The organism is Isobaculum melis, from assembly GCF_900111355.1.
In the GTDB taxonomy this organism is placed as follows: Bacteria; Bacillota; Bacilli; order Lactobacillales; family Carnobacteriaceae; genus Isobaculum; species Isobaculum melis.
Genome location: NZ_FOHA01000015.1, coordinates 1 through 10,093, shown reverse-complemented (window position 1 = coordinate 10,093; position 10,093 = coordinate 1). Strand labels below are relative to the sequence as shown.

The 10,093-nt window shown below is 35.4% G+C and carries 10 protein-coding genes, 18 tRNA genes and 1 pseudogene; 2 read left to right on the top strand and 27 right to left on the bottom strand.

Features of this window, described 5'->3' with window-relative positions:
• Positions 1-156: 156 nt before the first annotated feature.
• The 8 genes and pseudogenes from BMW29_RS10625 to BMW29_RS10590 form a co-directional block, all read right to left on the bottom strand.
• Positions 157-363, bottom strand: a pseudogene (locus BMW29_RS10625) (tyrosine-type recombinase/integrase); the annotation flags it as partial.
• Between the two features lie 95 nt (positions 364-458).
• On the bottom strand, positions 459-725 hold the full coding sequence (locus tag BMW29_RS10620; protein ID WP_092653181.1) for a contact-dependent growth inhibition system immunity protein: 267 nt from the start codon (positions 723-725) through the stop codon (positions 459-461).
• Positions 726-791: 66 nt separating this feature from the next.
• Positions 792-1,019 (bottom strand): hypothetical protein, encoded by a 228-nt coding sequence (locus BMW29_RS10615; RefSeq protein WP_092653179.1) that lies wholly within the window; start codon positions 1,017-1,019, stop codon positions 792-794.
• Between the two features lie 59 nt (positions 1,020-1,078).
• Complete coding sequence (locus BMW29_RS10610) at positions 1,079-1,456, bottom strand: hypothetical protein (protein WP_092653177.1); 378 nt, start codon at positions 1,454-1,456, stop codon at positions 1,079-1,081.
• A gap of 17 nt (positions 1,457-1,473) precedes the next feature.
• Positions 1,474-2,955 (bottom strand): T7SS effector LXG polymorphic toxin, encoded by a 1,482-nt coding sequence (locus BMW29_RS10605; protein WP_092653175.1) that lies wholly within the window; start codon positions 2,953-2,955, stop codon positions 1,474-1,476.
• Positions 2,952-3,296: a hypothetical protein gene (locus BMW29_RS10600; protein WP_092653173.1), complete on the bottom strand. Its 345-nt coding sequence runs from the start codon at positions 3,294-3,296 to the stop codon at positions 2,952-2,954. Before BMW29_RS10600 ends, BMW29_RS10605 begins: the two co-directional genes overlap by 4 nt.
• An 11-nt stretch (positions 3,297-3,307) precedes the next feature.
• Positions 3,308-3,598 carry a DUF3130 family protein gene (locus BMW29_RS10595; protein WP_092653171.1) on the bottom strand — a complete coding sequence of 97 codons (291 nt, stop codon included), beginning with the start codon at positions 3,596-3,598 and terminating at the stop codon, positions 3,308-3,310.
• 180 nt (positions 3,599-3,778) lie between these two features.
• The gene (locus tag BMW29_RS10590; RefSeq protein WP_092653169.1) at positions 3,779-4,645 is read right to left on the bottom strand and encodes an Rgg/GadR/MutR family transcriptional regulator; all 867 of its coding nucleotides are present in this window, start codon (positions 4,643-4,645) and stop codon (positions 3,779-3,781) included.
• 673 nt (positions 4,646-5,318) lie between these two features.
• Here BMW29_RS10590 and yidD point away from each other — a divergent pair.
• Positions 5,319-5,567 (top strand): membrane protein insertion efficiency factor YidD, encoded by a 249-nt coding sequence (gene yidD / locus BMW29_RS10585; RefSeq protein WP_092653167.1) that lies wholly within the window; start codon positions 5,319-5,321, stop codon positions 5,565-5,567.
• A gap of 48 nt (positions 5,568-5,615) precedes the next feature.
• Here yidD and BMW29_RS10580 read toward each other — a convergent pair whose 3' ends face one another.
• Positions 5,616-7,019 carry a chorismate-binding protein gene (locus BMW29_RS10580; protein ID WP_092653165.1) on the bottom strand — a complete coding sequence of 468 codons (1,404 nt, stop codon included), beginning with the start codon at positions 7,017-7,019 and terminating at the stop codon, positions 5,616-5,618.
• A 119-nt stretch (positions 7,020-7,138) separates the two neighbouring features.
• Here BMW29_RS10580 and BMW29_RS10575 point away from each other — a divergent pair, with 119 nt between their 5' ends.
• Entirely contained in the window at positions 7,139-7,927 is a 789-nt protein-coding gene (locus BMW29_RS10575) for a UbiA prenyltransferase family protein (RefSeq protein ID WP_092653163.1), read from the top strand.
• Between the two features lie 53 nt (positions 7,928-7,980).
• Here BMW29_RS10575 and BMW29_RS10570 read toward each other — a convergent pair.
• From BMW29_RS10570 to BMW29_RS10485, 18 genes are all read right to left on the bottom strand, one after another.
• Positions 7,981-8,052, bottom strand: a tRNA-Glu gene (locus BMW29_RS10570).
• Positions 8,053-8,091: 39 nt separating this feature from the next.
• Positions 8,092-8,179, bottom strand: a tRNA-Ser gene (locus BMW29_RS10565).
• A 31-nt stretch (positions 8,180-8,210) separates the two neighbouring features.
• Positions 8,211-8,284, bottom strand: a tRNA-Ile gene (locus BMW29_RS10560).
• Between the two features lie 9 nt (positions 8,285-8,293).
• A tRNA-Gly gene (locus BMW29_RS10555) sits at positions 8,294-8,364 on the bottom strand.
• Between the two features lie 19 nt (positions 8,365-8,383).
• Positions 8,384-8,456, bottom strand: a tRNA-Phe gene (locus BMW29_RS10550).
• Positions 8,457-8,473: 17 nt separating this feature from the next.
• Positions 8,474-8,547 (bottom strand) — tRNA-Asp (locus tag BMW29_RS10545).
• Between the two features lie 48 nt (positions 8,548-8,595).
• Positions 8,596-8,669, bottom strand: a tRNA-Met gene (locus BMW29_RS10540).
• A 148-nt stretch (positions 8,670-8,817) separates the two neighbouring features.
• Positions 8,818-8,907 (bottom strand) — tRNA-Ser (locus BMW29_RS10535).
• 64 nt (positions 8,908-8,971) lie between these two features.
• Positions 8,972-9,045, bottom strand: a tRNA-Ile gene (locus BMW29_RS10530).
• Positions 9,046-9,056: 11 nt separating this feature from the next.
• Positions 9,057-9,130, bottom strand: a tRNA-Met gene (locus BMW29_RS10525).
• An 11-nt stretch (positions 9,131-9,141) separates the two neighbouring features.
• Positions 9,142-9,214: transfer RNA gene (locus BMW29_RS10520), tRNA-Ala, on the bottom strand.
• Between the two features lie 11 nt (positions 9,215-9,225).
• Positions 9,226-9,299: transfer RNA gene (locus tag BMW29_RS10515), tRNA-Pro, on the bottom strand.
• Positions 9,300-9,334: 35 nt separating this feature from the next.
• Positions 9,335-9,408 (bottom strand) — tRNA-Arg (locus tag BMW29_RS10510).
• Positions 9,409-9,535: 127 nt separating this feature from the next.
• Positions 9,536-9,621, bottom strand: a tRNA-Leu gene (locus BMW29_RS10505).
• Between the two features lie 57 nt (positions 9,622-9,678).
• Positions 9,679-9,750, bottom strand: a tRNA-Gly gene (locus BMW29_RS10500).
• Between the two features lie 27 nt (positions 9,751-9,777).
• A tRNA-Thr gene (locus BMW29_RS10495) sits at positions 9,778-9,853 on the bottom strand.
• A gap of 8 nt (positions 9,854-9,861) precedes the next feature.
• Positions 9,862-9,946: transfer RNA gene (locus tag BMW29_RS10490), tRNA-Leu, on the bottom strand.
• 53 nt (positions 9,947-9,999) lie between these two features.
• Positions 10,000-10,072, bottom strand: a tRNA-Lys gene (locus BMW29_RS10485).
• Positions 10,073-10,093: the final 21 nt, after the last annotated feature.

The window sequence follows — 10,093 nt, the reverse complement described above, 5'->3', positions numbered from 1 at the left end:
AAAAGCCATATCTTTATGGCTTTATACATAGTTAAAAGTATTTAAACAAGGTCGTTCCAATCCTCTCGGGATATGCAATTGTATTAAAATCATATCATTATAACGCGATAGCCATGTACTTTGCAAGGGGTAAATGATGGAAAATTTCTTTTTAACCTAATTTTGACCTATTTCTTTCATATGTGCATCAAGTTTCAAAAGTGTATCTTTCTTGGTGTAATCAGTCACATGTAAATAAATCGTTTCCGTTATCTTACTGCTACTGTGTCCCATCATTTCCTTGATTGCTTCCAATGATACGCCTGCTTCTGCTGACATGCTTACTGCAGTATGCCTGAATAATCTTGATGTTACATGGTTTTTATTGAGGTTTGCACCACTACTTCTTCTACCATTTTGGAAACAATAATATTAAACTCTTCAAATAAAAATATTTAAATATCTTTAACGATAATATTTCACATTAACTTTCTTGTTTGATTTAAAATTATTAGTATTTCATTCTTGAACTTACTTCCAAATATGTCTATATTTTCAGTCAATATTTCTAAAAACTGTCCTTGATACATTTCTCCTGCTAAGGGGTTCCTCATAACCACTATAAAAGTATTCTTTATAGCTAGTTCCTTTAATAAATCCTGTCTCACTAAAAAATATAACTCAGATTCAGTCAAATCTTCTTCTTTCTTATTCAAAATCTCTTTATATATTTTTTTTATTAACATTATTTTATGCCTCTACTGAAAAGTTATTTCTACTGTATCTACAAATAATAAATAACATATTTTAAATCAAAAATTATATTTTATAACATGCCACAATTCCTTGATTGTTTTCCCATCTATTTTAGCCTTTTCCAAAAGTTCATCTGAATTTGCAAAAGATTGAGTTGTTCCATCTATAACTTTAGTCAAATAATTTCCTTCTTTATTTTTACTTATCCAATATTCTTCATTATTATAATAAAAATTGTATTCTTCTCCATAAGCTAATGTTTTTACTAACTCTTCGTACGTCATTTTATTTCATCCGTATGACTCCAATAAGCAGTATATATATGTCATACGCTTCTCATATTCTATTTCTTTAAGTATTCTATTTCTTCCTCAGTCCATTTTTCATCAATCAGTTCTTTTATTTCATCCGATAAATGCATTATTTCTTTCCACTCTTCACTTTTCCTTATTGAACTAGCATCCCAAACCTTTAATGAATCAACTAATAAATATTTTTTTTGTAACATTTTACTTTTCTTTACAATTTCATCATCAATAATACCACCATCTTCAAGCCTATTTAATGTAAAATCACTAAAAAAAGCAGGCGCACCTGTTGCAAATTCTTCAAGTAAATAATGTTCAAGTACCTCATCAGATAACTTTAAATTCTTACTGCTAGATTTCAATAAAGTATCTAGAAAGAAATCTAACGATTGTCCTATAGTTATTGCCATCATTTTTATATCGTCTCCTTTCAGTCAAGCCATATTATAGTTGCTTTATCATCACTTGTTGGATTATATCCATCTTTTTGTTTAACAATTTTCACTCTACCATTAACCCCATTAGAAAATCCATAATAAGTTCCATCATGAACACCTCCTCCACCATGGTAAAATATACTTCCTTCTGAACTCGTAAACTTCCAACCAGTTCCCTTGCTACCATATACACCTTCAATCCATCCATCACCTAAAATTGAACGAATCTCTTCTTTTGTACTTCCATATAAGCGTTCAGGATTTATAATAATATCCTCAAAAGAGGTTGGCTTCCAGCGGACATTCTCAGCTCCATATTTTTCTTGAAAATACTTATTCCATTGTTCCCCAATAACGGGTTGCTGTGCTTCCCAATTAAAATTTACGTCATTAGATTTATCAATCTTACTATTTTTACTTATATTATTCATCTTATTAATATTCCTAATAGCTGAAGCGAGCGTACCTAAACTCCACAACGCATCATAGACACCACTTTCTTTAATTCCATCCATAAAATCTTGTCCATGAGCTAAAGATGATAACCAACCACCATATTGATTTCCAGAAAAATAGTCTGTCCCATTTCTTTTCCACGCTTCATTTACTCTATCTGCCCATTCTTTTGGTGTGATTTCTAGTATATGATAGTCTTTTTCGCTTAATCCATCACCTACTTTATCAAGATAAGCTTGTAAATCTGGATCAATAATACCTAGTCCATTTTTTTCTATTGCCCATGTCACTTTTCCAGTCATCGGGTCTACACATTTAATAATTGTATATTCTTTTAGACGTTCTGCTTCTTCTCCACCAGCTTTATCACGCTCATCAAATTCTTTATTTTTCTTTTGAATAAATTCTTGCCAATGTTTACTTAAGCCAGAAATATCATACCCTGTATGAATGTCCGAAAAGCCAACCTTATTTGTGAGCTCTCTCAAGCCACTTTGAATATTATAAGAAATTGATTCTATTTCACTAAAGAAGATTCGATGACTTTCTTCAAAAGCCAGATACTTCTCTAATAGTTCTTTTTCTTCATACATACTAAAAACTGAATCATTTAGCTGCGCTAGCTTAGGTGTTAGCTCAGACTCACTAACCGCACTCATCCGCTGTTTTAAGCCCTCAACCTCTCTATTATAGTGATCGATTTTATCCTCTAATTCCATTAATCCTTTCGAATCCAATCGCCCACCAGTATGATCTACATCCTCATAAAAATGCCGGATATAGGCCTCCAACTTCTCTATTAACAAATCCAATGTATGACTGGTAGTTTGAATCAACGGGATGTATCCAACTTCATAATAACGCTTTGCGCTTTCCACCGCATGACCTTTTAATTGTTGCTCCGCTAAAAATTCATTTAAATACGTTTTTAATTGCGCTAATTCTGTTACTTGGCTATCTCTCATCCTTGAAGAAACTGCTAGCAAGGCCTCTAACTCACCGATGTCGATTCTACTCATGTTCTCACGTCCCGTTTTAGTTGTTCTAAAGTTGCTTCTGTTTGTATGCGCTTATATAATAAATCTTTTTTTCGTTCATCTAATTGATCTTGCTTTTGCACCATGTCCTGTTGAAATGCTCGCTGTTGTTCAAAGGCTTGCTCCTCTGTTTCATACAAACAGCTTCTGCCTTGATGACTTTGCCAGCTTTCCTCTAGTATGGACAACAATTCCTTTTCTTGTCTCTGTAAATGAATGAAGTCGTCCTCTAATTCCTCTAACTGATTTCGTTGCTTGATTAAAAATAATTCATCTTCTTCAATTTGAGCTAATTGCTTTCGTTTTTCTATGATGTCCTCCATACTTTTCTTACTCATGAAGACAGCATGCCTTGGCTAATTTTTTCTTTCACCTGCTTGTCAGCTTCTTCAAACAACTCACCCATTTGAATTAACCTATCCCCGTCTTGTTGCAAAGCAGGTCCATATAAATCCATTACATTTGAAATCGCTTCTAATGCTCGCACTAAGCTAGACATAGATTGTCCATTACAATAAGGTGCACTTGTTTCCGAAAATGGAAGGAAAGTAAAATTGCTCCCTGCTGTTTTTAAACGATTGCCATAGCGATTGATTTTATCTTGTGATAATAATACTTCTGTCATAGAAACGCTCCCTCTCTGGTGTATTTTTGGCTATACATTTGGTAATTTAGATTTCCTATATAACTGCCTACTTAATTTTTAATAAGCAATTTTACACTTTTTTGTTGAAATCTTTTATGGGCTCAATATTTTGTTACTAAAAAAAACGACTCATTACATAGACTCTCTTTTTAAACGATGCTATTTTCCGCCCAAATAAACTTCTTTTTCTTTTAATAATCCATTATACAAGTTAACATCATCCATCATTTGGCATAATAACAAAGCTTTTTCTATATCTTCTATGCCTTTCTCATCTCCAGTCATTACACGACAAATTCCTTTTCTAGAAAGAGCTACTATATAATATAAACTATTGTATTCTTTTTTTGACTCTGTTAGGACTTCATCTAAATAAGCTAAAGTTTTGGAAGATACCTTATTACTTTTGATCATAATCAGTGTTAAATTAATTTTTAATTTCATTTCCTGCATGTTATTTTCTAAATAATCATCATACTTTCTTAAAGATTTGATTGCTTTATTGACAATATCAATCGCCACAGAAACTGGAAATAAAAACAAAATATAACTAATTAAATGAATATCAAATAAGCTCCACACTTCTATTTTAGAAATCCGTTTCCAAATGGGCTCTACTAATTTGCTCGCCTTTTGATACTCATTGTTTGAGACTTTCATCATGGCCATAATAATCGCTTTAATTTCGATTAAAGAAGTATTTCTATGTACGGCTAGCATGTCATCACATTCTTTTAATAGATCATGCAGTACCTCTTGATCCGAGTTGGAAGCCATTGAAAAAAATTTCTTTTTAAACTTTTCGAAGTCGCTTAAGTGGTAGTGATCATTTATATAGAAAAATTCTTCAAAAGAAATATTCAATTGCTGTAGCATAACCCTAAATTTATCAATACTAGGGGTTACATCATCATTTTCAATTTTAGCAATCAATGAACGGGATATTTGATTATTCGTAATATCCGTTTGCGACATTTTTCTTTCCATTCTCATTTTTCTTAAGCTCATCCCATATCTAGCGTTCATAAAAACCCTCCTTTTCCAATATAAATACGCTGCACTTCTTTAAATTATGCTATAATGACCTTACAATCTTAAACGAAAGGAGAGAATGACTTTGGATATCCTCGAATTTATCATTAAGACGTTTGACATTTGGATTACAAAATAAAACAACTGTCATTTCTTCTAAAAAATTTAATTGCATTTTAATAAGAGTATACAATATATTCTGAAAAAAATGTCAAAATGTGTAATATACTCACATTTTAAGGGGATGAGACAAAACTCAAAAGTTTTATCTCGTCCCCTTAATTGCTTCTAAAAAGACATAAGTTGCCTCCATAAACGGTGGCCAAAAGGCAGGTTCTTCGGCAATTGCCAAAAATCACTGCAAACGTAAGTGAGCAGATGATGATTGGTACCTATTTGGTTCACAAAACATTGAATAAGGAACAAAGTCGAACGCTGTTCGATTTGTATCATGTCTCTAAGGATTAAAATCCTAAGAGGCATGACAATTGTTCGTCTTTTGCTCCAATTGCTCGAACCTAAGCGCCTTTTGTCTCAGCCTCCTTTTTATTACCATAAAAAACTCAAACTTTGTCTATCTGCTGCTTCTCTCTATCATTTTCTTGACGAAATCGGATAACTTCTCTATGATAAAAGCATATCTTCTATGTAGAAAGGATGAGATACAGTGAAGAAGCCATTAATTTTACTGGTTCGTTTCTATCAAAAATTCATTTCACCCTTATTTCCACCAAGCTGCAGGTATCAACCTACTTGCTCTGAATATATGATTGTTTCCATTCAACGATTTGGTGCGATTAAAGGAACCGGTATGGGTATTTGGCGTATCCTACGTTGTAATCCTTTTGTCAAAGGTGGGCATGATCCTGTTCCTGAAAAAAAAGAGCATAAGCATCATTGTCATAAATCACATTAAAAAGTCTAACTAATTCTCTGTTATGAAAATTAATTAGACTTTTTTTGTTTAAAATTTATCAGAATTAAAGATTGCTTCTTCTAGCTGACTTAGTGCTTTATCCATGACTTTATAGGCTGCACTGGCTTCAGTGTGCTGGCTGACACTAATACTGCTATAAAGTGTTGCTTCATCTGCTTTGATAATACCACTTGTTTTGGCAACAGCAAAATCACCATTGCTTCCTGTATACCATCCAATCGGTGCTGCATAATAACCACGGCTTTCTTCTTCTAAGCCTCTTAAAATACCAACTGCATCAATCTTTGGTAAGCCACCATATCTTGGTAATGGGTGTAGTGCTGAAACTAAGTGTAATAGTGAAGCATCTTTCTTTAAATCACCATAAAAACGAGTATGGGTTTCTTCCATAGCAATAGAAGGCTCGTCTGTAAATCTAGCCAATACATCAGATAGCCAATCTAACTGTTCTTGTTGCATTCTAGCGCGTTCTTCATCAGTTGTGATCGTTGCCTGTAAAGAGGCGTGCATCCCGTCATACGCAATAGAAACACAGTTTTCTGACTCTTTAACCAAGGATTGGTTAGAGTGTCCTAAAAAAGTTCCTTTTTTATGTGAAATCGCAAAAACATAGCCTGTCTCATGTTGCCATAAAAGCTGCTGTAAAACAGCTGATACATCTACATCATGATTGAAATAATAATGACGATTGCGAGCCAAAGATAGCTGATTTACTTTTTCCTGTTTAATTAATGCTTGAATAGCTGTAATCTTGTCTTTTAACGTAGAGTAGGACATATCTGTTGTTTCTTTTAGCTCAAATGTATCTTCCTTCAATTCAAGTTCAGAAATACGCATTAATTCACGACGATATTGCTGCCATTTTAACTCAGTTTGGAACATACCTAATTTTTTCATATCTTTGTATAAACGGTTCGTTACTAAATATGTTTTTTCTTTATTTTGTGCCACATAGCAATTAGGAATAAAATCAATTTCCGCGGGCCAATCATAAAACAAATCACCTTTAGTCGGTTCATTAAATGCATCAAACATTTGGGCATGAATACGAATTGCACCAATATAATCCGGGAAAACTAAAGCCTCAGCATCCAATTCTTCCTTCATACTTTCATCCCATAATTGTTTTTTGACACATGTACCATTTTCATAGACCATTGCATCAAAATAGCTTCTATCTGTTTGCTCAGCTACCTTTTTTTCAATTAATTGAACATAGTGTGGTTGACTCATACGGTGATGTTCATAAAATTTCAAATCACCAAATCCAACCATTTGAAAAGCATCTGCTTCATCTCTCCAGAAAAATAAATTTTCTTTTCCAGCCCATTTTTGATGTACAGCAATTAAATCTAATGGACCTATTTCTTCAACAACAGTGTGTAACAACGGTACTTTTGAGCCTTTTTTATCTTTATTAAATAATTTCATAAAATTCCCCCATCAAATCTGAGTTTACTTTCTGTTATCATTATAGCAAATTTAGTAAGATAAATACATTAGGCAATATTTGTGTTAGTATAAGAATAGAAATCTTAAGGAGTGTTTCGATGTTCGATTTTTTAAAATTAAATAAGCAATCATCTTTATATACAGTCTTTTCTACTCTTCTACCTATTTTTTTAGGGACTGTGTTGGCCACTAAATATAATGGCATCCAATTTGGCCATATGTTCCTTTTGGCTTGCTTCTATCTTATTTCAGAAATCGCGATACAGGCTTTTGAGCATTATCAAAAAAATAAGGCAAATGATGCTGCTAGAGATCAAAAAACAAATCGGATTTTAATCAGACTATTTGTTATTTTCTATCTTTTTGCAGCGCTCTTAGCTTTTCTTATTGGTAGTATGACACATATGTTAATTACCTTTTTATTGGTTATGTTCTTACTTGTAGGTTGGCTTTTAAATAGTGAGGTGATTCCTTTAAAACAAACCTTTTATTCTGAATTGCTGACACTGGTATTTTCGGGTATTTTGCCAACACTTATTGCTTTTTATGTACAAATTCAATTTATTAGTGCGACAGTCGTTCAACTAGCGGTCTTTCCTGCCTTATTCATTTTATTATTTTCTTTGTTAAAAAATAGATTTGAAGTCAATGGTAAATTTAATGCACTGTATTTATTATTCTTTACGCCTTATCTTTATCAAATAGGCTTAATTAGTCAAGATAAGCTTTCTATTTGGAGTTTATTCACTTTTATTAGCTTATTATATGTATTACGCTGCATATCCTTTTTGACTTATAGAAAAGATCAGAAAACTGCATTGTTGTCATTTCAAACTGCTTATTCATTATTTATCCTATTTTTGATTTTACCCTTCATCATTAAATAGCTAAACATAACAAAAAAAGACATTCATATGATTATGAATGTCTTTTTTAATGATGACCCGTACGGGAATCGAACCCGTGATACCGCCGTGAAAGGGCGGTGTCTTAACCGCTTGACCAACGGGCCGTTTAATAAATTTACTGATTGAGGTATTGCTAAAAAATACGGAGAAGGAGGGATTTGAACCCTCGCGCCGCGTTAACGACCTACACCCTTAGCAGGGGCGCCTCTTCAGCCACTTGAGTACTTCCCCATAACCAATAAATTGGAAATATTAAATTAAATGGGCCTAAATGGACTCGAACCATCGACCTCACGCTTATCAGGCGTGCGCTCTAACCAGCTGAGCTATAGGCCCATAAAAAAAAGCGGGTGACGAGAATCGAACTCGCGACAACAGCTTGGAAGGCTGTGGTTTTACCACTAAACTACACCCGCAAAATAAAATATTTATAAATGGCGCGGGACAGAATCGAACTGCCGACACATGGAGCTTCAATCCATTGCTCTACCAACTGAGCTACCGAGCCAACATATAAAATGAAAACGGTCTGGACGGGACTCGAACCCGCGACCTCCTGCGTGACAGGCAGGCATTCTAACCAGCTGAACTACCAAACCAAATTTCGTTTCTATCATCATACGTCACTAAGCTTTTTTCAAAAGCAATTGCGGGGGCAGGATTTGAACCTACGACCTTCGGGTTATGAGCCCGACGAGCTACCTGACTGCTCCACCCCGCGATAATATTATAGTATCTATTCACTATATAAATTGTCCTTTAACTAAAATGGACTATTTACGAATTCAATGAGAACAACTTCTCTCACTTCGTTCGTCAAATGCTGTTCATCATCTGCTCTGGCAAGCCAATCGCAGTAAATTCAGCAAAGGAGGATAAGGGATTCGAACCCTTGCACGGTTTTACCCGCCTGACGGTTTTCAAGACCGTTCCCTTAAGCCGGACTTGGGTAATCCTCCGTAATTAACAACTATTAAATTATACAACATTTGATGCATTCTTACAAGAACTTTTTTTCAAAAGTGGACCTTGTAGGACTCGAACCTACGACCGGACGGTTATGAGCCGTCTGCTCTAACCAACTGAGCTAAAGGTCCAAGCTCTAAAATAGCGGCGAAGGGGATCGAACCCCCGACCTCCCGGGTATGAACCGGACGCTCTAGCCAGCTGAGCTACACCGCCAATATAAGAAATGGAGCCTAGCGGGATCGAACCGCTGACCTCCTGCGTGCAAAGCAGGCGCTCTCCCAGCTGAGCTAAGGCCCCATTAAACTTAATCGGGAAGACAGGATTCGAACCTGCGACCCCTTGGTCCCAAACCAAGTGCTCTACCAAGCTGAGCTACTTCCCGTGGACATAAAATGCTGGATTTTCTTAAAAAAGAAATGCACCCAAGAGGAGTCGAACCTCTAACCGCTTGATTCGTAGTCAAGTACTCTATCCAGTTGAGCTATGGGTGCGTTATGCTTATTAAGTTGATAATAATCAAATAATAAGAATCAAAGTCAGATGTTCCACCTGCTTCGTACTTTTCAACATCTACTCTGTCAATTTTCAATTGCCAATCATAGTGTTTTAAAGCAATAGTGCCGAGGGCCGGAATCGAACCGGCACGGTGGTCACCCACCGCAGGATTTTAAGTCCTGTGCGTCTGCCAGTTCCGCCACCCCGGCTAAAAGGTGCTTGAATTTGTTTCCAAATCCTGGCATAATTTCTTTCTTTTTAAGAAAAGCGGAAGACGAGGTTCGAACTCGCGACCCCCACCTTGGCAAGGTGATGTTCTACCACTGAACTACTTCCGCAAAATAATATTTTTCTAACAAAATAAATGGTGCCGGCTAAAGGAGTCGAACCCTCGACCTACTGATTACAAATCAGTTGCTCTACCAACTGAGCTAAGCCGGCAATATAAATGGTGCGGGTGAAGGGACTCGAACCCCCACGTCTCTCAACGCTAGATCCTAAATCTAGTGCGTCTGCCAATTCCGCCACACCCGCATTACACATAAGTGGCTATTTTATTCTAAATAATAGTTATTCAATCATAACTATGAGCCGTGCAGGGTTCGAACCTGCGACCCTCTGATTAAAAGTCAGATGCTCTACCAACTGAGCTAACGGCTCATGGTGGAGGTTAACGGGATC